The sequence below is a fragment of the Streptomyces vietnamensis genome (assembly GCF_000830005.1).
In the GTDB taxonomy this organism is placed as follows: domain Bacteria; phylum Actinomycetota; class Actinomycetes; order Streptomycetales; family Streptomycetaceae; genus Streptomyces; species Streptomyces vietnamensis.
Genome location: NZ_CP010407.1, coordinates 687,470 through 707,882, shown reverse-complemented (window position 1 = coordinate 707,882; position 20,413 = coordinate 687,470). Strand labels below are relative to the sequence as shown.

16 protein-coding genes are annotated in these 20,413 nt (G+C 74.7%); 7 read left to right on the top strand and 9 right to left on the bottom strand.

Features of this window, described 5'->3' with window-relative positions:
* Positions 1-54: 54 nt before the first annotated feature.
* Positions 55-1,452, top strand: a complete 1,398-nt coding sequence (locus SVTN_RS03125; protein ID WP_041127704.1) for an NADP-dependent succinic semialdehyde dehydrogenase — start codon at positions 55-57, stop codon at positions 1,450-1,452.
* Between the two features lie 92 nt (positions 1,453-1,544).
* Here SVTN_RS03125 and SVTN_RS03120 read toward each other — a convergent pair whose 3' ends face one another.
* Both SVTN_RS03120 and SVTN_RS03115 read right to left on the bottom strand, forming a co-directional pair.
* Positions 1,545-2,573 carry a PHP domain-containing protein gene (locus SVTN_RS03120; RefSeq protein WP_041127703.1) on the bottom strand — a complete coding sequence of 343 codons (1,029 nt, stop codon included), beginning with the start codon at positions 2,571-2,573 and terminating at the stop codon, positions 1,545-1,547.
* Positions 2,574-2,583: 10 nt separating this feature from the next.
* Positions 2,584-4,668, bottom strand: coding sequence for a SpoIIE family protein phosphatase (locus SVTN_RS03115; RefSeq protein ID WP_041127702.1), 2,085 nt, complete (start codon positions 4,666-4,668; stop codon positions 2,584-2,586).
* A gap of 242 nt (positions 4,669-4,910) precedes the next feature.
* On the opposite strand from SVTN_RS03115, the gene SVTN_RS03110 reads away from it, so the two are divergent.
* Positions 4,911-8,225, top strand: a complete 3,315-nt coding sequence (locus SVTN_RS03110) for an ATP-binding protein (protein ID WP_041127701.1) — start codon at positions 4,911-4,913, stop codon at positions 8,223-8,225.
* Positions 8,226-8,239: 14 nt separating this feature from the next.
* Here the strand turns inward: SVTN_RS03110 and SVTN_RS03105 are convergent, their stop codons facing one another.
* Positions 8,240-9,097, bottom strand: a complete 858-nt coding sequence (locus SVTN_RS03105) for a siderophore-interacting protein (RefSeq protein ID WP_041127700.1) — start codon at positions 9,095-9,097, stop codon at positions 8,240-8,242.
* A gap of 160 nt (positions 9,098-9,257) precedes the next feature.
* On the opposite strand from SVTN_RS03105, the gene SVTN_RS03100 reads away from it, so the two are divergent.
* Together SVTN_RS03100 and SVTN_RS03095 are read left to right on the top strand one after the other, a co-directional pair.
* The gene (locus SVTN_RS03100; RefSeq protein WP_041127699.1) at positions 9,258-9,458 is read left to right on the top strand and encodes a hypothetical protein; all 201 of its coding nucleotides are present in this window, start codon (positions 9,258-9,260) and stop codon (positions 9,456-9,458) included.
* Between the two features lie 175 nt (positions 9,459-9,633).
* Positions 9,634-10,812 (top strand): acyl-CoA dehydrogenase family protein, encoded by a 1,179-nt coding sequence (locus SVTN_RS03095; RefSeq protein ID WP_041127698.1) that lies wholly within the window; start codon positions 9,634-9,636, stop codon positions 10,810-10,812.
* A 101-nt stretch (positions 10,813-10,913) separates the two neighbouring features.
* Here SVTN_RS03095 and SVTN_RS03090 read toward each other — a convergent pair whose 3' ends face one another.
* From SVTN_RS03090 to SVTN_RS03065, 6 genes are all read right to left on the bottom strand, one after another.
* Positions 10,914-11,756, bottom strand: coding sequence for an SDR family oxidoreductase (locus SVTN_RS03090; protein ID WP_041127697.1), 843 nt, complete (start codon positions 11,754-11,756; stop codon positions 10,914-10,916).
* Between the two features lie 17 nt (positions 11,757-11,773).
* Positions 11,774-12,703 (bottom strand): ScbA/BarX family gamma-butyrolactone biosynthesis protein, encoded by a 930-nt coding sequence (locus tag SVTN_RS03085; protein ID WP_041127696.1) that lies wholly within the window; start codon positions 12,701-12,703, stop codon positions 11,774-11,776.
* Between the two features lie 82 nt (positions 12,704-12,785).
* A complete protein-coding gene (locus SVTN_RS03080; RefSeq protein ID WP_052498905.1) occupies positions 12,786-14,312 on the bottom strand; it encodes an FAD-dependent monooxygenase in 1,527 nt (508 codons plus the stop codon).
* Between the two features lie 68 nt (positions 14,313-14,380).
* Entirely contained in the window at positions 14,381-14,662 is a 282-nt protein-coding gene (gene ppnP, locus SVTN_RS03075; protein WP_041127695.1) for a pyrimidine/purine nucleoside phosphorylase, read from the bottom strand.
* Positions 14,663-14,784: 122 nt separating this feature from the next.
* Complete coding sequence (locus SVTN_RS03070; protein ID WP_041127694.1) at positions 14,785-15,351, bottom strand: YciI family protein; 567 nt, start codon at positions 15,349-15,351, stop codon at positions 14,785-14,787.
* Positions 15,352-15,419: 68 nt separating this feature from the next.
* Positions 15,420-16,337, bottom strand: a complete 918-nt coding sequence (locus SVTN_RS03065; RefSeq protein ID WP_052498903.1) for a potassium channel family protein — start codon at positions 16,335-16,337, stop codon at positions 15,420-15,422.
* 229 nt (positions 16,338-16,566) lie between these two features.
* Between SVTN_RS03065 and SVTN_RS03060 the strand changes: the two genes are divergently transcribed.
* The 3 genes from SVTN_RS03060 to SVTN_RS03050 all read left to right on the top strand — a co-directional run bounded on the left by SVTN_RS03060 (position 16,567) and on the right by SVTN_RS03050 (position 20,413).
* Positions 16,567-17,067 (top strand): GNAT family N-acetyltransferase, encoded by a 501-nt coding sequence (locus SVTN_RS03060; protein ID WP_041127693.1) that lies wholly within the window; start codon positions 16,567-16,569, stop codon positions 17,065-17,067.
* A gap of 215 nt (positions 17,068-17,282) precedes the next feature.
* A complete protein-coding gene (locus SVTN_RS03055; RefSeq protein WP_041127692.1) occupies positions 17,283-18,203 on the top strand; it encodes an oxygenase MpaB family protein in 921 nt (306 codons plus the stop codon).
* A complete protein-coding gene (locus tag SVTN_RS03050) occupies positions 18,185-20,413 on the top strand; it encodes a serine/threonine-protein kinase (protein WP_041127691.1) in 2,229 nt (742 codons plus the stop codon). The genes SVTN_RS03055 and SVTN_RS03050 overlap by 19 nt, the downstream gene beginning before the upstream one ends.

Genomic DNA, 20,413 nt, shown 5'->3' with positions numbered 1-20,413 from the left:
CGCCCAGGGAGCGGAAGGTTGCAGACGGGGGCCGATGTCAGGAGGAGAGACGTCATGGGCATCGCCACCGTGAACCCCGCGACCGGCGAGACGCTGCGCACCTACGAGGCCCACGGGCCCGAGGAGGTCGAGCGGCGCATCGCCGCCGCGCACGAGGCGTACCGCCAGTACCGCACGACCTCCTTCGCCGAACGCTCCCGGCTCATGCGCGCCGCCGCGACCCTCCTCGACGAGGACACCGAGGACATCGCCCGCACCATGACCACCGAGATGGGCAAGCCGATCGCCGCCGCCCGCGCGGAGGCCGCCAAGTGCGCCAAGGCCATGCGCTGGTACGCCAAGCACGCCGAGGAGCTGCTCGCCGACGAGCACCCGGCCGAGAGCGACGTCCAGGACTCCGGTGCGGACGTGGCCCGGGTGCACTACCGGCCCCTCGGCCCGATCCTCGCCGTCATGCCGTGGAACTTCCCGCTCTGGCAGGTGATCCGCTTCGCCGCGCCCGCGCTGATGGCGGGCAACACCGGCCTCCTCAAACACGCCTCCAACGTGCCGAGGACCGCCCTCTACCTGGGCGACCTCTTCCGCCGAGCCGGATATCCCGACGGCTGCTTCCAGACCCTCCTCATCGGCTCCCGCGACGTCGAGGGCGTCCTCCGCGACCCCCGGGTGGCGGCCGCCACCCTCACGGGCAGCGAGCCGGCGGGCCGGTCCGTCGCCGCGATCGCGGGCGACGAGGTGAAGAAGACCGTCCTGGAGCTCGGCGGCAGCGACCCGTACATCGTCATGCCCTCCGCCGACATCGTCGGCGCGGTGAAGACCGCCGTCACCGCGCGCGTGCAGAACAACGGGCAGTCCTGCATCGCCGCCAAGCGGTTCATCGTCCACCACGACGTGTACGACGACTTCTCGGAGCGCTTCACCGCCGCCATGAACGCCCTCACCGTCGGTGACCCCCTCGACGAGTCCACCGACGTCGGCCCCCTCGCCACCGAGCAGGGCAGGACCGACCTGGAGGCGCTCGTCGACGACGCCGTCGCGCGGGGCGCCACCGTACTCTGCGGCGGACACCGCCCGGAGGAGCCGGAGCTCCGGACGGGCTGGTACTACCGGCCCACGGTCCTCACCGGCATCACCCCGGACATGCGGATCCACCGCGAGGAGGCCTTCGGTCCGGTCGCCACGGTCTACCCGGTCCGCGACGTCGAGGAGGCCGTGGCCGTCGCCAACGACTCCCCGTTCGGCCTCAGTTCCAACGTGTGGACGCGCTCCCCGGAGGACATCGCGTTCTTCGTCCGCGACCTGGAGGCGGGCGGCGTCTTCGTCAACGGCATGACCGCCTCGCACCCGGCGCTCCCCTTCGGCGGGGTCAAGCGCTCGGGGTACGGCCGCGAGCTCTCCGGCCACGGCATCCGCGAGTTCTGCAACGCGACCACGGTCTGGCAGCGCGCCTGACGGCCGGGTGGCCCGCCCGTCGGCCCGGCGGCGCGCCCGACGGCCGGGTGGTTTGTCCGCCGACGCGGCGGCGCGCCCGACCCGCTCCCCGCTCAGGCCGCCGTCCACTCCAACAGCCGTTCCGCCGACCAGGTGTTGACCACCCGGTCCGGCGGCACCCCGCACTCCTCGGCCCGCGCGCAGCCCAGGATCTGCCAGTCCAGCTGACCCGGCGCGTGCGCGTCCGTGTCGACGGCGAAGTACGTGCCCGCCGCGACCGCCGTCCGCAGCAGCCGGCGCGGCGGATCGAGGCGCTCGGGGCGGCTGTTGATCTCCACCGCCGTGCCCGACTCGGCGCAGGCGGCGAAGACGCGCTCCGCGTCGAAGTCGGACTCCGGCCGCAGCCGCCCGCCCGCCACCAGGCGTCCCGTGCAGTGCCCGAGCACGTCCATCAGCGGGTCGCGCACGGCCCGTTCGAGGCGGCGGGTCATCGCCCGGGCGTCCATCCGGAGCTTCGAGTGGACCGAGCCGACCACCAGGTCCAGGCGGGCGAGCAGCTCCGGTTCCTGGTCGAGCGAGCCGTCATCCAGGATGTCGCACTCGATCCCGGTCAGGAGCCGGAAGGGCGCCCACTGCTCGTTGAGCCGCGCCACCACGTCCAGCTGCTGCCGCAGGCGCTCGGGGGACAGGCCCCGCGCCACCGTGAGCCGCGGCGAGTGGTCGGTGAGCACCGCCCACTCGTGCCCGAGCGCCGCCGCCGCACGCCCCATGTCCTCGATGGTCGCCCCGCCGTCGGACCAGTCCGAATGCAGATGGCAGTCGCCGCGCAGGGCCGCCCGCAGCGCCTCGCCGCCCCGGCCGTCGGCCTCCGCCGCGCCCAGCGAGGCCTCCAGCTCCTCCTCCAGGTGCGCCAGGTACTCCGGAACCCGGCCCTCCAGGGCCTCCCGCACCACCGCCGCCGTCTTCGGGCCGACGCCCTTCAGGGACTCCAGGGTGCCCTCGGCCGCGCGCCGGGCCGCCTCGCCCTCCGGCAGGGCGGCGACGACCGCGGAGGCGGTACGGAAGGCACGCGCCCGGTAGCCGGGCGCCTGGGCGCGCTCAAGGAGGAACGCGATGCGGTTCAGGGCGGCGACGGGGTCCACCGCGACCTCCTCAGCCACCGCCCGGGGCGGATTCGGCCGCCACCGGCGCCGGCCCGATCTCGCACCACACGGCCTTGCCCTCGCCGCGCGGCTCCACGCCCCACCGGGAGGCCAGCGCGTCGATCAGGAGCAGCCCCCGGCCCGAGGTGGCGGCCTCGCCGGGGGTACGCCGCCGGGGCCAGGCGCTCGACCGGTCCTGCACCGAGAGCCGCACCCGCCGGACCGGCTCCGGCAGCACCTCCAGGGTCAGCACCGCGCCGCCCTCGGTGTGAAGGAGCACGTTCACGAGGAGTTCGCCCGTCAACAGCTCGGCGTCGTCGACGAGTTCCGGCATGCCCCAGTCGCGCAGCGCCTGCCCGACGGCCGCGCGGGCGTCCGAGAGGCCCTGCGGATCGGCCTGGTGGATGTACTGGTGGATGCGCGGCGCCCGCGGCGTGCCCGGGTCGGGGCTGCGGCGCAGCACCAGGAGCGCCACGTCGTCGCCCGAGCCCCACCGCTCCCAGAGGCGCTCGGAGAGGTGGTCGGCGAGCGCCTCCGCCTGCGGCGGGCCGCTGCTGATCGCGCCCGACAGCGCGGCGAGACCGGACTCGATGTCCGCGCCGGGCTGCTCGACGAGCCCGTCCGTGCACAGCACCAGCGTCTCGCCGGGCACGAGGTCGAGCCGGGTCTCCGGGAACTCCTCGTCCCCGAACACGGTCGCCAGGCCCAGCGGGAGCCCGCCCCGCAGCTTGGGCTGCCCGACCCGGCCGTCCGTGTGCCGGATCAGCGGACCGAGATGCCCGGCCCGTACGGCGCGCAGGGTGCCGCTCACCAGGTCCACCTGCGCGTACGTGCAGGTGGCGAAGCGGTTGGTGTCCAGCTCGGCGAGGAACCGGGAGGCCCGCGCGAGGACCGTCGACGGGGCGTGCCCCTCGCCGGCGTACGCGCGCAGGGCGATCCGCAGCTGCCCCATGATGGCGGCGGCGTGCGTGTCGTGGCCCTGGACGTCGCCGACGACGATCCCGACCCGGCCGCGGGGCAGCGGGATCACGTCGTACCAGTCGCCGCCCACCTGCCGTCCGCTCCACGCCGCGTGGTAGCGGACGGCGATCTCGCCACCGGCGAACTGCGGGATCCGGCGCGGCAGCATCGTCGCCTGGAGACCGGTCGCCAGCTCCCGCTCCTCGTCGAAGAGGATCGCCCGCTGGAGCGACTGGGCGACGATCGCCGCGAGACCGAGCGTGAGGTTGCGCTCGTCCGCGTTGAACGAGGTGCGGCGCCGGTAGAAGAGGGCCATGCCGCCGAGCGAACGCGCCTGGGCCACCAGCGGGAGGTAGCAGGCGGCCTGGAACTCAAGCCGCGCCAGGTACGGGGCGAGCTCCGGGAAGTCCCGCCCGAGCGACGGGAACGAGGACACGAACCGGGGCCGCCCGCTCAGCACCGTCTCGGCCAGCGGCAGTTTCCGGTCGAGGCGGCGGCTGCGGAAGTCGTTGAGGACGTCGAGGGATTCGCCGCTGAGCGCGATGATGTTGAGCGAGCCGTTCTCGACGAGACCGAGCGCGAGACCGTCCGCGCCGAGCCGGGCGAGGCCGCCCGGGCCGGTCAGGGCGGCCGTCACGTCGTCCACGGTCACCGCCCGCGACAACGCGTTCGTCGTCCGCTCGACGATGCTCGTCTGGACCTCGCGCCGCTTCTCCAGCTCCCGGACGAAGGCGAAGTGCGCGACCTCCGCGGTCGTGTCCCGCACGACGCCGACGATCCGCCGGGCCCAGCCGTCCGGCGAGCGCAGGATCCGCGCCTGCACATGCGTCCAGTGGGGTGCTCCGTCGGCCTGCGGGATCGGGAAGTGCGCCGTGTACGAGACCGCGCCACCGGTGATGGCCTTCCGTACGACGCCCTCCAGCTTGGCCCGCTCCTCCGGGTCCAGACGCGTCACGAGCGACGCCGGACGCCCGTCGTAGGCGTCCGGAGCCACGCCGAAGAGCAGCAGCCCGGACTCGTCGACATCGATGGTGCCCGTGTCGAGATCCCACTCGAAGCTGCCGGTCCGGTTCATGGCGAGCCACTCGGCGGGCCCGATCTCGCCACTGCGCGTACGCCGGTCGTCATCGGTCATCCTCCCCATTGTCGAACCCACACCCCGCGGACGCCATGGCGGTGCCACGGCGTGGCGCGAGTTCGCCGCGACGAGGAGGACGAGCGGGCTGCGCCGCACCGATCCGGCCCCTGCCGCGCCGCGCCGCGCCGGGCCGCGCCGCGCCGGGCCGGGCCGGTCGACTGGTCCGGCCTGTGGGCAGGGCACAGCCCGACGCGTGGGCGGAGGACGGACGCCCCGGCCGCGCCGGGCAGAATGGGCCGGTGCAGCCGTCCTACCGTGTTCTCGGTCCGTGCCAGGCCTTCCGTACCGACGACGGGGCGGAGGCCGCCCTGAGCGGTGCCAGGCTCCGGGCCCTCCTCACCGCGCTCGCCGCCGCCGGCGGCCGCCCCGTGGGCCCCGGCGCGCTGATCGACCAGGTCTGGGCCGACGGCGACCCGGCCGACGACCAGGACCGTACGGCGGCGCTCCAGGCCCTCGTCGGCCGCCTGCGCCGGGCCCTGGGCCGAGAAGCCGTCGTCTCGGAGCCCGGCGGCTACCGGCTCGCCGCCGACCCGGACGCCGTCGACCTGCACCGCTTCGAACGGCTCGCCGCCGAAGGCGCCGCCGCCCTCGCCGCCGGCCACGCCGAGCGGGCGGCCGCGCTCCTCGACGAGGCCCTGGGCCTCTGGCGCGGGCCCGCCCTCGCGGACCTGCCCGGCCGGGACACCGACCCCCTGGTCGTACGGGTCGAACAGCGGCACGCCCAGGCACGGCGCGACCGGCTCGCCGCCGACCTGGCCCTCGGGCGGGCCGCCGACGTCCTCGCGCCGCTCGCCGCGCTCGCCGCCGGACAGCCCCTCGACGAACCCCTCCAGGCCCTGCGGATCCGCGCCCTGCGCGCCGCCGGGCGGCCGGCCGAGGCCCTCGCGGCGTACGAGGAGGTGCGCGAAGCCCTCGCGGACCGGCTCGGCACCGACCCGGGGCCGGAACTGCGCTCCCTGCACGCCGAACTCCTCGCGGAGGACAAGCCCCTACCAGCCGCGCCACCGAGCCCCCTGCCCGCCCGTCTGACCTCGTTCATCGGCCGGGCCGACGAACTGGGCGCCCTCGCCGCCGCCTGGGACGGGCGGCGGCTCGTCACCCTCACCGGACCCGGCGGCGTGGGCAAGACACGGCTCGCCCTGGAGGCGGCCGGGACGTACGAAGGCCCCGTCCACCTCGCCGAACTCGCCTCCGTACGCGAGGAGTCCACGGTCGCCGCCGCCGTCCTCACCGCGCTCGGGGCCCGCGAGACCCAGCTCTGGCACACGCCTGCCGTCACCCCTGCCGACCCGAAGGACCGGTTCGCGGCCCTCGTCGAGCACTGCGCCGGGCGCCGGATGCTCCTCGTCCTCGACAACTGCGAGCACGTCGTCGCCGAGGCGGCGGAGCTCGCGCAGGCGCTGCTCACCCGCTGCCCGGGCGTGACCGTCCTCGCGACGAGCCGGGAGCCGCTGGGGGTGCCGGGGGAGGAGGTGCGGCCGCTGGGCCCGCTGCCCATGGACATGGCGCTGCGGCTCCTCGGGGAGCGGGGCGCGGCCGCGCGCCCGGGCTTCGACGTGGCGGAGGACCCGGAGGCGGCGGAGGAGATCTGCCGCCGGCTCGACGGGCTGCCGCTGGCGATCGAGCTGGCGGCGGCGCGGCTGCGGATGCTGTCGGTACGGCAGATCGCGGACCGGCTCGACGACCGCTTCCGGCTGCTGACCTCGGGCGCGCGGACCGTGCTGCCGCGCCAGCAGACCCTGCGGGCGGTGGTGGACTGGTCGTGGGAGCTCCTCGACGAGGCCGAACGGGCGGTGCTGCGGCGGCTCGCGGTGTTCACGGGCGGGTGCGACCTGACGGCGGCGGAGGCGGTGTGCGCGAGCGTGTCCGACCTCCCGCCCACCGCCCTCCCGCCTACCGACCCCTCGCCCACCGACTCCCCGCCCACCGACGTCCTCGACGTCCTCGACGTCCTCGGCGCCCTCGACGACAAGTCGCTCGTCGTGGCCGCCCCGGACGACCGCGGGATGCGCTTCCGGCTCCTGGAGACCGTGGCCGAGTACGCGGGGGAGCGGCTGGACGAGGCCGGGGAGCGGGCGGCGGTCGAGCGGCGGCACCTCACGTACTACCGGGAGCTCGCCCGCCGTACCGACCCGGAGCTGCGCGGCCCGGGCCAGGTCACCGCCATCGCCCGCTTCGAGCGGGAGCACGACAACCTGCGCGGCGCACTCCGGACGGCCGTGGCGCTCGGCGACGAGCAGGAGGTGCTCTGTCTCGTCCACACGCTCAGCTGGTTCTGGCAGCTCCGCAACCACCAGGTCGACGCCCGCACCTGGGCCGTCGAGGCCGGCCGTCTCGGCCCCGACCCGTTCCGGGAGCCCGTCCGCCCCGCCGAGCCGCTGGACGGACGGTGCGTGGACGTGCCGCCGCCGTGGACCGGGGAGCGGCTGTGGGAGGCCCGGCGCGGCGGCCGGCTGTACGCCCTGGCGACCGAGGGCGTCGAGGGCACGGACCTCGAACGGTCCGAGACCCGCGCCCGGCTCGCCGCCCTGGTCGCCGCGTACCGCCCCGGCCTCCCGCAGACCTGCCGCCAGCCGGGCACGATGTGGTACTTCGCCCGGCTCATGACCGGGGAGCTCGCCGGCCTCGACGAGACGCTGACCCTGATCGTCGACGCCTGCCGCGCCCACGGCACGGGCTGGGACCTGGGCTTCGCGCTCCTCATGCGGGCCAAGCTCGCCGGCCTCGGAGCCGACGCCGCCGAGGCGCTCGCCCTCTTCGAGGCCGCCGGGGACTCCTGGGGGATCGCGGAGTCCCTCGCGGCCCGCGGCGAGGCGTACGAGCGCGAGGGCCGGCTCGCCGAGGCCGCCGCCGACTTCGAGCGGGCCACCGACGCCGCCGCCCGCGTCGGCGCGCGTTCCCAGGTGCCCGTCTTCACGGTCCGTCTCGCGGCCGTACGGCTCCGGCTCAGCCCGGAGGGGGACGAGGAGGCCGAACGGCTCCTGGCCGAGGCCGCCGACGAGGCAGGGCAGTGGGGCGCGGAGTCGGCCGGCACGGGCCGGCTGCTGCTCGCCCAGCACTACGGCCACACCGGGCGCACCGGCCTCGCCCGCGCGCAGCTCACCCTCCTGGAGGGGGAGTTCGGGGAGGTCACCCCGGCCCTCTTCTGGGGCCTCGTCGGCGGCACGTGGGCGTGGCTCGACTGCCTCGACGGCGCCTACGACCGGGCCCTGGAACGCCTCGCCCGGGCCGTCGTGGACGTGGAGACCCTCGCCCACCTCGTCGCCCCGCACCTCGTCGTCGCCCAGTTCGGCACCGCCGCCTGGGCCCGCGGCGGACGCGGCGCACCGGGCGACGCCGAGACGGGGGCCCGGCTGCTCGGCGCGTACGACGCCCACGCCGGCTCCGACTCGGGCGGCGGCTTCCGGCCCTTCACCCCGCAGACCGAGGCCGCGATCCGGGCCCGCGCCGAGGCCGTGCTCCGCGCGGCCCTGCCCCCGGAGGCGTACACCCGCCGGTACGAGGAGGGCGCGGGTCTCTCGCTCAGGACGGCCGCCGCCCTCGTCCGGGAGTAGGGCCTCGTCCGGAACTAGCCGAGCGACAGGCGCTCGCGGGCCTCGGCCAGGTCCTCCGGGGTCGGCGCGTCGTCCTGGGTGAGGCGGCGGCGCCAGTAGCCGGTGAAGTGCACCGAGCGCCGGTCGACGCCCCGCTCCTCCACCAGGTGCCGCCGCAGCCCGCGCACCGCCGAGGCCTCGCCCGCCAGCCAGACGTACGGCCGGCCGCCCGGCAGGGTGTCCGCCCGCACGGCCTCGGCGGGCGAGTCGCCGTCCCGCAGGTAGCGCACGGTCAGGTCGCCGGCCGTCGGCAGCGGCTGTTCCTCGGCCGCGTCGGGGACCTGGACGTACGCCAGGGCCCGCTGCCCCGGCGGGAGCGCGGCGACGACCGTGGCGAGCGCGGGGAGCGCGCAGGCGTCGGCGTACAGGAGCGTCCAGTCGCCCGCGCCCGGGTCGACGGGGACCGCGAACGCCGCCGACGGGCCGAACATGCCCAGCACGTCCCCGGACCGCGCCGACCGCGCCCAGCGGGTCGCGGGGCCCGCGTCCTCGCCGTCCCCGTGGAGGAAGAAGTCGATGTCGACGGTCCCGGCCGCCGGATCGTGCGCCCGGAGGGTGTAGCTCCGCATCCACGGGCGTTCTGTCTCGGGGAGCGCCGCGTACGCCCCGTACCAGCGCATCACGTCGCCGTCGGGCTCGGGCACCGGCAGCACCGGCTCCGCCTGGCCCGGCCGGGGGAAGAACAGCTTCACCTGCTGGTCGGGGCCCGCGAGGACGAAGCCGTCGAGGCCCGGGCCGCCGAGGGTGACCCGGAGCATGCGCGGGGTCACCGGGCGGACGGCGGTCACGCGCAGGCGGCGCAGGGGCAGGGACTGGGACTGGGGCTGGGACATCGCGTACTCCTCGGGGACGGCGGGGCCGGGCCCCCACCCTCCCCGTGCCCGTCGACACGCCACCGACAGCCCGTCGACACGGGAGGACCGCGGCCCCGGATGCGCTCACGGGGACCGGACACGAGAATGGCGAGTGCCGGACGAACACGTAGGAGGCGGCATGAACGCTGAGCCCGACAAGACGTCCCTGGGGGAACGCCCGACGCCCGACAAGCTGCTGCATGCCGGGTCGGAGGGCGAATTCACGGCGGAGGATGTGGTCCTCGCCTCCGGCCGTGACGTGAATCCGAAGAATCTCGCCTGGGCGGAACGCCGCATGGCCGAGAAGGGCCGCGCCTGCATGGACGAGCTTCTGCCGTAGGAGGCACACCACCCCCGCAGGCCCCGGATCGGTCGCGCCGAACCGGGGTCGCGGGCTGCCCGGACGGGCCACGAGGCTTCCGCATTTGTGGAACACGTTCTACCGTGTCCGCCGTCGCGTGCCGCGAACGAGACGTCGCGGACGCCGCAGGACGCCGCCACGGGAGGACGCCGCCATGCACCTCGAGTACACGCCCGCACAGAACAGCCTGCGCGCCGAGCTGCGGGCCTACTTCGCCGAGCTGGTCCCGGACGACGTCCACACCCGTTACGCGGACCCGGCCGCCCAGAAGCGCTTCTACCGCGAGACCGTGCGGCGCCTCGGCACGGACGGCTGGCTGGGGGTGGGCTGGCCCACCGAGTACGGCGGGCGCGGACTCACGCCCATGGAACAGTTCATCTTCTTCGACGAGGCCGCGCAGGCCGGCGTGCCGCTGCCCCTCATGGCCCTGAACACCGTCGGGCCGACGATCATGCAGTACGGCACGGACGAGCAGAAGGCGTACTTCCTGCCCCGGATCCTCTCCGGCGAGATCGACTTCGCCATCGGCTACAGCGAGCCCGACGCCGGCACCGACCTGGCCGCCCTGAAGACCCGCGCGGTGCGGGAGGGGGACACGTATGTCGTCAACGGCCAGAAGATCTGGACGACGAACGGCGACACCGCCGACTGGGTCTGGCTCGCCGTCCGCACCGACCCCGACGCCCCGCCGCACAAGGGCATCACCATGCTCCTCGTGCCGACGAGCGACCCCGGCTACTCCTGCACGATCATCAACACCCTCGCCTCGCACGACACCACCGCGAGCTACTACGACGACGTCCGCGTCCCGGTCTCCCGACGGGTCGGCGAGGAGAACAAGGGCTGGCGGCTCATCACCAACCAGCTCAACCACGAGCGCGTCACCCTCGCCGCCCACGGCACCATGGCGATCCGCGCCCTCCACGACGTCCAGCGCTGGGCCGCCGGCACCCCGCTCTCCGACGGCCGCCGCGTCGTCGACCTCCCGTGGGTCCGCCGCACCCTGGCACGCACCCACGCCCGCCTCGACGCGATGAAGCTCCTCAACTGGCAGATGGTGAACGCCGTCCAGCACGGCACCCTCACCCCCCAGGACGCCTCCGCCGTCAAGGTGTACGGCTCCGAGGCCCGCCGCGACGCCTACGCCGCCCTCATGGAGGTCGTCGGCTCGGCGGGCGCCCTCAAGGAGGGCTCGGCGGGCGCCGTCCTCCACGGCGAACTGGAACGCGGCTACCGCTCGGCCGTCATCTTCACCTTCGGCGGCGGCAACAACGAGATCCAGCGCGAGATCATCTCCTGGATCGGCCTGGGCATGCCCCGCGTCCGCCGGTAGGGGGGTGTCCTGGCGGTCTCGTGCCGGGCCGGACGAGGGTGTCGGCGAAGCCGATGGGTGCCACCCGCGGCCGGGGTCCCGGCCGCGGGCCGGCGGACCGGTCAGGCGAACGCCTGCGCGTGGTCCGCCGCCCAGGTGTCGAAGGTCCGTGCGGGTCGTCCCAGCAGCGCGGGCACCGCGGAGTTCACCCGCGCCTTCGCGCCGGCCCGCTGGCGCCCGGCGCTGTGCAGCAGCGCTTCGGCGATCACCTCGGGATAGCGGTCCAGCAGGGCGGAGCGGGCCCGCTCCGGCCCGAGTTCCTCGAAGCGCAGCGGTCGCCCCAGGACCTTCGAGAGCACGGCGGTCTGTTCGAGCGCGGTGACCGGCTCCGGACCGGAAAGCGCGTGCACGCGGCCCTCCTGACCGTCCTGTGTCAGGGCGTGCACCGCCACCTCGGCGATGTCGCGCGGGTCCACGCAGGCGTTGGCGGACTCCCCGTGGAGCGCGCGCACGACGCCCTCGGAACGGATGGCCGGTGCCCACGACAGCGTGTTGGACATGAAGGACCGGGGGCGCAGCAAGGTCCACGCCAGTCCCGATTCCCGCACGGTCCGCTCGTTCTCGCGCTGCCAGCGGGTGATGAGGTCGTCCGCCTCCGGATCCTCCACGGCGGCCGCGGAGAGCTTGACCAGGTGCCGTACGCCGCAGGCCCGGGCCGCGTCGATGAACCGCGCGTCGTCCTCCTCTCCCACCTGGTTGGTGACCAGGAAGGCGGCGCGTACTCCCGTGAGCGCCCGGTGGAGGCTTTCGGGGTCCGTGAAGCCGCCGCGGACCACGGTGACGTCGGGCCCTTGGAAGGTGGCGAGTTCGGGCCGCCTCGTGAGGATGCGCAGCGGCCGGCCGGGGGCGAGCAGGCGGGCGACCTCCCGCCCCACCGTGCCGGTTGCTCCGGTGACAAGGATCATGTCTGCGTTACCGTCCGTCAGCAGGGGGGAAGGGAGGAGGAGAGCTCGGCGAGGAACACCGCGCCGTCGTCCTGGCTCCCCGTGATGGTGACGCCGGTCGTTCCGGCGCTCGATGTGGGCAGGGCGGCCCGTATCCAGCAGGGGGTACCGAACTCCGCGTAGCGCTGGAAACTTATGCGCCCCGAGGAGGGGACGAACGGCTGGGACGGCGTCTCCAGTTCGGCCGCCTGCCTGGCTGCTTCGAGGAGCAGCATCCCGGGCACGTGGTCCTTCTCGCCCTGGAACAGGACCGGGTGCCCGGTGTCGACCCGCAGCTGCCACGTCCGGTCCTGCGGCGTGGGCGAGAGCAGGACGTCCTCCGCGCGCGACCGGCCGACGAGCCGGGCCGTCACCGGAGGTGTCCGCGGGACCTCGAATCCCGGGACGGCACGGTCGCCCCGTATCCGCCGGTAGGCCTCCGGGCCGACGATCCGCCCCAGGACGGCACCCGTGGACACGACCGATCCCGCGCGGCGCACGACCATGTCGACCCTGAGCCGGGAGACGTGCCCACGGGTCCGCTTCACATCGGAGCAGACCACCTGCACCTCCACCTCCCCGGGCCCGTCGTCGATGGCGAGCCGGTTCATGCGGCAGGCGAACTGCAGCTCCGCCAGGAGGAAGTGGTGTCCCACCGGAACGCCGTACCCGGCATGTAACACGAGCAGGGTGGCCTGGCGCATGGTCTCGGTGACGAGCAGGGGATCGTAGCGGTGCCCGTGTACCGGTGTGAAGTAAGGGTGTTCACCGGGCCAGTGGGCGATGACCGAGTAGTGGTGGTCCCGCGTCCGCGTCCAGCTGACCGGGAAGGCGTCGGCCTCCCTGGCGCGATGCAGCTGGGCCAGTGACGCGGGAAACGGCCCGCTGGGCGACCGGAGGCTTCCCTCGTCGATCGTCGTCGTGTTCATGAGATCCCCCGTGGTCTCCGGGGCGGCGACAGGCGAGCCGCGCCCGAAACAAGATCCAATCAGACGGATGATCCTCCGTCGATCAAGTTATTGCTCCACGAAGAGGTCCAGGCCACGGGCGCGTAGGCGGCGTCCACCGGGGCTCGCCGAACCACAGGCGCAGCGCGTCGGTGAGGTCGCCCGCGTCCGGTGCCCAGGCGATGTGGCCGTCAGGACGCACCAGCACCGCGTCGCACGGGAGGGCGGCGTCCGGTGAGGCGGCGACGGTGTTCAGCACATGGGCCCAGCCCCGGGCCGACTCGCCGTACGCCGCGGCCCGCTCGCCGGACAGGAGGAGCAGAGGCCGGCCGTCGGGCAGCAGCCCCGTGACGTCCTGCGGCTCCGCGCCGTCCCTCACCACGACGTTCTCCAGGAACCGCCCCTCCCACCGGGAGGCGAAGCCCGAGCGGGCCGGGTACACCGTTTCCTGCGCGCTGATCAAGTCGCCCACGTGCCGGCGGGTCTGCTCCAGCGTCAGCAGTTCGGCGACCATCGCGCGGAGCGGGTCGAGTTCGGGGGCGGGACGCATCAGCGTCAGCTGGACGCGAGTGTTGTCGATGACCCGCTGCGCGGCCGGCCTGCGTTCGTCGTCGTACGTGTCGAGCAGCCCCTTGCCCGCCGTTCCGCGCACGGCGTGGGCCAGCTTCCAGCCCAGGTTGAGCGCGTCGACCAGTCCGGTGCTCAACCCCTGCCCCCCGATCGGGAAGTGCACGTGCGCGGCGTCCCCCGCCAGGAACACGCGGTCCTTGCGGTAGTGGCGCACCAGTCGGGTGAAGTCGCTGAACCGCGTCACGGAGAGCGCATCCTCCATCGGGATGTCGTACCCGGCGATCCGGGACGCCTCGTCCTGCAGTTCCCGCACGGTCGCCCGTGTGCGCCGGTGGGGATGGGGCCCGTCGCAGTCGAGCGTGCGTATGAGGGTGTGCCCGTCGGGAACGGGCTTCGCGACGATCCAGCCCCGCTCGGTACGGCACCAGCCCCGCGGCGCCCTGCCGGGCTCGATCAGCCGGACCAGGCCCATCATCGCCGAGACCGTCGCGGGGTGGGTGTCCTCGGCGAAGCCGGCCTCCCGGCGTACGGTGCTGCGCGCGCCGTCGGCCCCGACCAGGAACCCGGCGCTGTACGTGTGCTCGCCCCCGGGCCCTTCGGCCACCACTTCGACCCCGTCGGGCCCCTGGCGCAGCGCGGTCACCCGGTGGTCGCGCAGCACGGTCACCCCGCGATCCCGGGCCCGCTCCTCGAACTCCCGCTCCAGATCGGCCTGTGCGCGCTTGAGGACGGGCTCCGGCTCGGCCGCGGGAACCGTGATCGTCAGCCCGGGCATTCCGGCGAAGTGGAACTGCTCGGTCACCGGAGCGTCCGAGAACCGCGGCAGCCCGAGGTAGCCCCGCCGGGCCAGCGCCTGCACGGCCCTGGCGTGGACGGTCCCGGCCTTGGGCCGACCGGATGTCGCGCTCTTCTCCTCCAGCACCACGACATCGATCCCGTACGCCCCCAGCTCGGCGGCGATCAGCATGCCGACCGGGCCGCCTCCGACGACGACTATCTCGGTGTGCGTGGTGGTGCGCATGGCAGTTCTCTCCTCCGCCGGTCGATGGGTACAGCGGTTGCGGGCCGTTTCCTCGTGGTTCCGGACGGTCAGCGGTACTCGCACAGGTAGGCGGTGTCCACCGCCACCTTCAGCTGGAACCTGCTGTCGCCGGGGACCTTGAAGCGGTCCCCGGCGGCGAAGGTCTCCCACTCGGCGGCACCCGGCAGCAGGACCGTCAGGGCGCCGCTGACCACGTGCATGACCTCCGGAGCGGCGGTGCCGAACTCGTACTCCCCGGGAGCCATGACGCCGATGGTCGCCGGGCCCTCCTCCTGCGTGAACGCGATCGACTTGACCGTGCCGTCGAAGTACTCGTTGACCGTAAACATGGGCGTCCTCGGGGGAATGCGGGCGGAAAAGGGGTGGCCCGGTCATCGCGTACCGGCCACGGGTACGGGCACCTTAACGGCGCGGGCGCAGCCCCTTCCGGCGGTCTCACGTGCTGGACCGGTCAGGTCGTCGGGCGGCCGCCGAAGGACCAGTCGTGGACCTCGATGTCGGCGTACCGCTCGGGGGTCCGCAGGACGGCCGCGGCCGTCGCCGCGTCCGGGGCGCGGACCAGGGCCGCCGTGCCCACCCAGGTCGTGCCGTCGTCGGACAGCAGGGGGCCGTAGGCGATCAGGTCGTCGCGGTCCGCCGGGGCGGACGGAGGGGTGAGGTCGACGGGCTCGCCCTCACCGAGACCCAGGACCAGGTAGCGGTTGCCGCCCTCGCGGCCTCCGGGGAACTCCCACATCGTCCGTCCCAGAGTGTTCCGCCACCGCCGCAGCAGGACGTCCCGGTACACCCCGGCCTGGTAGTTGGGCTCGTCGAAGGCGAACGCCCGGGCCGCGGCGGCGTCGGGAAGGTCGACGATGTGCACGCTCCCGGTGCAGTTCTCGCCCGCCGCGTCGAAGGTCGGCCCGCGCGCGATCAGCTCCTTCGCGAAGCCGTCCATGTACGCCCAGTGCGCTTCGAGGAGGGCCTGCCTCAGGGGCATGGACGCGGACCGGTCGCGGTGGTAGCAGAGGAATTCCATGGGGTCAGGATGTGGCTCCCGGAGCGATCATGTCGAGGGGATATGGGACCGAGGGGACGGGGGCCCCGTCACGGTTCGCCGTCCGCACCGTCCGCACCGTCCGCACCGTCCGAGCCGTTCCAGGGGCGCCCGTGGTCCGCCGCGAAGGCCTTGAACACCCTCTCGGGAGGCCCGTCCGTGCGCAGGAAGCGTTCGTCGAGCACGGTGGCCAGGTCGACGAGGGCCGTGCGCAGGACCGCCGCGGAGAGCCGGACGTCCGGATGCCGGGCCCGCTCCGCCCGGTCCGTCAGGTCGACGGCGTGGCCGAGCTGTCCGGCCAGGGAGATGTTCTCGTCCCCGTCGTAGAAGTAGTACGACTCGGCGTACTGGAGGAAATCCACGGTCACGGTCGAGAGCGCCGAGGCGAGTCCGTCGAGGAGCGCGGCACCCCCGGCGGAGTCGAGGGCCCCGGCCGTGACGCGGCTGCGGCGCAGGTGGGACAGGCGCAGGGCGAGCGCCCTGCGGCGGGCGAGGGCCGGATAGATGCCGAGGATCCAGGCGACGGTCGCCGACAGCAGGGCGAAGCCCACCAGGGCCTCGATCGGGGTGAGGAGACGCAGCCACCCCGAGGTCGGCGCGATGTCGCCGAGACCGAGGGTGGCCAGGGTGACCAGCGAGACGTACAGCGCGTCGAGCGGGCCCGCGTGCTCGGAGGGGGTGAGATCCGTGGCGTACGAGAAGTCGTCCGGCATGTGGGGCCAGTAGATGAGCGCGCACCCGACGGCGACGACGCACGCCCAGATGGTGACGACCGTCATCATGCCCACCGGCCCCGCGAGACCGACGGGCCGCCACCGCGCCCCGCGATGGGCCGAGAGACGCCACACGCTCCGCATCACCAGCCTGCTCAGCCCGCCGTGCCGGGTGGGGTGCCAGATCGTGTGGAACACGTCCCGCAGGATGAACAGGATCAGCGCCGCTCCCACGAGGACGAGCAGCCAGGTCATCCCGGCACCGTCCGTCCCGCGCCCGACCGTGCGGGCCGGTCGACACGTTTGCAGGCCATGCATCGAGCATGCGCGGCCGGGCGGCGCTCCGCACGGGGACGGCGCTCGGTCGGGCACCGCCCGTCGGGTACGCGCCCGCGTCCGGCTTCACCCGGCCGGTCACGATTTCCCGTGACACCCGATCCGGCGTGTTCCACCATGGACGGATGTCGAACAACGAGGCCGCCGCATGACCGCCTCCCTCCTCGTGGTGCCGCTCACCGCGGCGCACGCCGACGCGGTCGTCGCGATCTACCGGGCCGGTGTCGAGGAGGGCAACGCCACCTTCGAGACCGCGGCCCCGACCTGGGAGCAGTTCGACGCGGCCAAGCTGCCCGAGCACCGCTTCGTCGCCCTCGACGGGGCCGGGCGGGTACTGGGCTGGGTCGCCGTCACCCGGGTCTCCGAGCGGGCCGCGTACGCCGGAGTCGTCGAGCACTCCGTCTACGTGCACCCCGACGCCCGGGGGCGGGGCGTCGCCTCCGTGCTCCTCGACGCGCTCGTGGCGTCCACGGAGGCGGCGGGGATCTGGACCATCCAGTCCGGCATCTTCCCCGAGAACGCGGCCAGCCTCGCCGTCCACGCGCGCGCCGGCTTCCGGGTCATCGGCACCCGCGAGCGCATCGGGCGCCATCACGGCGTCTGGCGCGACACCGTCCTCGTCGAACGCCGCAGTCCCCACGTCGGCTGACGGCAGCCGAGAGGCGAGTGCCGGGTGCCGCCCGCCGGGTGCCGCCTGCCGATCGCCGATCGTGCCGATCGCCGTCCGCCGTCCGCCGTCCGCCGTCCGCCGTCCGCCGAGCGGCGAGACTGCCGCGGCGGTCGGCCACCGGCCGAGTGCCCGTCGCGGAAGAGGCCGCGTCCCGACCGGTCACCCGGGAACGGTTCCGGCGTAGCCTGAGCGCCATGAGGCAGGACGCCGACCCCGGGCTCTTCGGTCCCCGCTCCGTGACCTGGCAGCTGCACAGCGACCCGGTGATGTGGATCGCCGGTGTGCGGGCCCTCTGGCTCCAGGCGCTGCACCCCGTCGCCGTCCGCGGCGTCATGATCAACAGCAGTTTCCAGGAGGACCCCTGGGGCCGGCTGATGCGGACCGCTAACTTCGTCGGAACCCTCAGCTACGGGACCACCGAGGCCGCCGAGGCGGCCGGCGCCCGCGTCCGGCGGATCCACCGGCTCCTCGGCGTGGACGACCCCGAACTGCTGCTCTGGGTCCACTGCGCCGAGACCGACTCGTACCTCTCCGTCGCGCGCCGCTCCGGGATCCCCCTCACCGACGCCGACGCCGACCGGTACGTCGACGAGCACCGCACCTCCGCCCGGCTCGTCGGCCTCGACCCGGACGCCGTCCCCGCGTCCACCGCCCAGCTCGCCGCCTACTTCGACTCCGTCCGTCCCCGCCTCGCCGCCGGACCGGACGCCCGGACCGTCGCCGACTTCCTGCGTCGCCCGCCCGTCAAACCCGTCCTCGTCCCGGCGCGCGAGGTGATCTGGCGGCGCGTCAGCGCACTCGCGTACGACACCCTGCCCCTCTACGCCCACGCCCTCTACGGCTGCCCCGCCCCGCCGCCGGAGACCGTCACCCGCCGGCTCGTCGCCACGGCCAACCTCCTGCGCCACGTCCCGGCCCGCCTGCGCTGGCGGCTGCCGCCCCGGCACATCCTGCGCGCGATGGACCGGCTCGGCCCGGAGACCCGGCCCGACCCGTACGCGCACGCGTACCCCGCCCCGTATTCACTGTCCGACCCGGCGGCCATACTGGAGGAGCCGAGGAGGCAGTACGGAATCGACGGGGGCGGCAGCACGCGATGGGGGACTCCAGACTGATCCAGGGCCGGTACCGCCTGCACGAGGTCATCGGTCGCGGGGGCATGGGCGAGGTGTGGCGCGCCACCGACGAGGCGCTCGGGCGCGGCGTCGCCGTGAAGTGCCTCAAACCGCTCGGACCGCAGCAGGACCCGCAGGCCCTCGCCGTGGTGCGCGAGCGCTTCCGCCGCGAGGCCCGGGTGGCGGCGGCGCTCCAGCACCGGGGCATCACCGTCGTGCACGACTTCGGCGAGTACGAGGGCGTGCTCTTCCTCGTCATGGAGCTCCTGGAGGGGCGCAACCTCAGCCAGCTCCTCGTCTCCAACGACCAGCACCCGCTGCCCGTCCAGGACGTCGTCGAGATCGCCGACCAGGTCGCCGACGCCCTCGCGTACACGCACCGGCAGGGCATCGTGCACCGGGACCTCAAGCCCGCGAACATCATGCGGCTGAGCGACGGCACGGTGAAGATCTGCGACTTCGGGATAGCGCGCCTCGGCGCCGACATGGGCTTCACCTCCAAGCTCACCGGGACCGGCATCGCCATGGGGACGCCGCACTACATGTCCCCGGAGCAGATCGGCGGCGGTGGCGAGATCGACCACCGCAGCGACCTCTACTCCCTGGGGTGCGTGCTGTACGAGCTGGCCACCGGCGCCCCGCCCTTCGACCTCGGCGACTCCTGGGCCATCCTCATCGGCCACCGGGACACGGTGCCGACCCCGCCGCGCGCGCTCCGCGCCGAACTGCCCGACTACTTCGACCGGATCGTCGTCGACCTGCTCGCGAAGGTCCCCGAGGAGCGCCCGGCCGACGCGGGCGACCTGCGCCGCCGGATCGTCTCGGGGCGCTTCGGCGCGCCGTCGTTCCCGCCGCCCGCCGAGGCACCCGCGCTGCCGTTGACGGTGCCCATGCCCGTACCCCTGCCCGAGGAACCGGTGGCCCCCGCGCCCGCGTGGATCCGGGGGATGACCGGCGGGCACCGCCCGGCCGCCCTCACCGGGCCGCGCCCCGCCGCCCACGATCCCGCCGCGGCCGTCCTCACCACCGAGTGGACCACCGCGGCCCCCGACGGCACGCCGCCCGCGCCCGCGCCGCCGCCGGCGGAGCTGGTCGCGGTGCTCGCCGGCCGCTTCCGGGCCGGCATGGGCCTCGGCCGGCTCGGCCGCTGGGACGAGGCCGAGTCCGTGCACCGGTCCGTCGCCCGGGACCGCGCGAAGGCCCTCGGCGAGGACCACCCCTCCACCCTCACCAGCCAGTACGAGGTCGGCTTCGCCCTCGCCCGGCTCGACCGCCCCGCCGACGCCCTGCACGTCTTCGGCAAGGTCGCCGAGGCCCGCGCCCGCGTGCTCGGCGAGGACCACCCCGACACCCTGGCGGCACGCCAGGAGCGGGCCTACGCGCTGGGCCGCCTCGGCCGGCACCCCGAGGCGTACCAGGTGTACGCCGAGGTGCTCGCCGCCCGTGAGCGCACCGTCGGCCCCGACCACCCCGACACCCTGCGCTGCCGCCACAACCTGGCGTTCACGCTCGGCCGCCTCGGCCGCCTGGAGGAGTCGTACCGCACGGCGCACGAGGTCGCGGAGGCCCGGGCCCGGCTGCTCGGCGAGGACCACCCCGACACCCTGGTGACCCGCCACGAGGTGGCGTTCACCCTCACCCGCCTCGGACGCGGAGAAGAGGCGCTCGTCCAGTACCGCGCGGTCGCCGACGCGCGCGCCGCCGCCCTCGGCCCCGACCACCCGGACACCCTCGCCGCCCGCTACGACACCGGGGTCTGCCTCGGCCGGCTCGGCCAGGCCGCGGACGCCCTCGACCTCTGCCGCGACCTCGTCGCAGCCCGCACCCGCGCGCAGGGCCCCGACGGGCCCGAGACGCTGCGCGCCCGCCAGGCCCTCGCCGTCAACCTCGGCCGGCTCGGCCGCTGGACGGAGGCGCTCGCCGAGTCCCGGGGCGTGCACGCCGACCGCGAGCGGGTCCTCGGCCCCGACCACCCGGACACGCTCCTCAGCCGGTGGGAGACGGCCGTCGCCCTCGGCAGGCTCGACCGCTGGGAGGAGGCGCTGGAGTGCCACCGGGCGATCGCCGCCGCCCGCACCCGGCTCCTCGGCCCCGCACACCCCGACACCCTCGCCGCCCTCGACGACGAGGCCCACTGCCTGGAGCGCCTCGGCCGCGACGCCGAAGCTGCCGCCCTCCTCCTGAAGGCGGCGACCCCGCCGGGGGCGTGA

Bases quoted from the DNA above. Each gene is read 5' to 3' on its own strand.
- SVTN_RS03125 (WP_041127704.1), top strand. From the start codon at position 55: ATGGGCATCGCCACCGTGAACCCCGCGACCGGCGAGACGCTGCGCACC.
- SVTN_RS03115 (WP_041127702.1), bottom strand. From the start codon at position 4,668: ATGACCGATGACGACCGGCGTACGCGCAGTGGCGAGATCGGGCCCGCC.
- SVTN_RS03105 (WP_041127700.1), bottom strand. From the start codon at position 9,097: ATGTCCCAGCCCCAGTCCCAGTCCCTGCCCCTGCGCCGCCTGCGCGTG.
- SVTN_RS03100 (WP_041127699.1), top strand. From the start codon at position 9,258: ATGAACGCTGAGCCCGACAAGACGTCCCTGGGGGAACGCCCGACGCCC.
- SVTN_RS03095 (WP_041127698.1), top strand. From the start codon at position 9,634: ATGCACCTCGAGTACACGCCCGCACAGAACAGCCTGCGCGCCGAGCTG.
- SVTN_RS03090 (WP_041127697.1), bottom strand. From the start codon at position 11,756: ATGATCCTTGTCACCGGAGCAACCGGCACGGTGGGGCGGGAGGTCGCC.
- SVTN_RS03085 (WP_041127696.1), bottom strand. From the start codon at position 12,703: ATGAACACGACGACGATCGACGAGGGAAGCCTCCGGTCGCCCAGCGGG.
- SVTN_RS03080 (WP_052498905.1), bottom strand. From the start codon at position 14,312: ATGCGCACCACCACGCACACCGAGATAGTCGTCGTCGGAGGCGGCCCG.
- ppnP (WP_041127695.1), bottom strand. From the start codon at position 14,662: ATGTTTACGGTCAACGAGTACTTCGACGGCACGGTCAAGTCGATCGCG.
- SVTN_RS03070 (WP_041127694.1), bottom strand. From the start codon at position 15,351: ATGGAATTCCTCTGCTACCACCGCGACCGGTCCGCGTCCATGCCCCTG.
- SVTN_RS03065 (WP_052498903.1), bottom strand. From the start codon at position 16,337: ATGACCTGGCTGCTCGTCCTCGTGGGAGCGGCGCTGATCCTGTTCATC.
- SVTN_RS03060 (WP_041127693.1), top strand. From the start codon at position 16,567: ATGACCGCCTCCCTCCTCGTGGTGCCGCTCACCGCGGCGCACGCCGAC.
- SVTN_RS03055 (WP_041127692.1), top strand. From the start codon at position 17,283: ATGAGGCAGGACGCCGACCCCGGGCTCTTCGGTCCCCGCTCCGTGACC.
- SVTN_RS03050 (WP_041127691.1), top strand. From the start codon at position 18,185: ATGGGGGACTCCAGACTGATCCAGGGCCGGTACCGCCTGCACGAGGTC.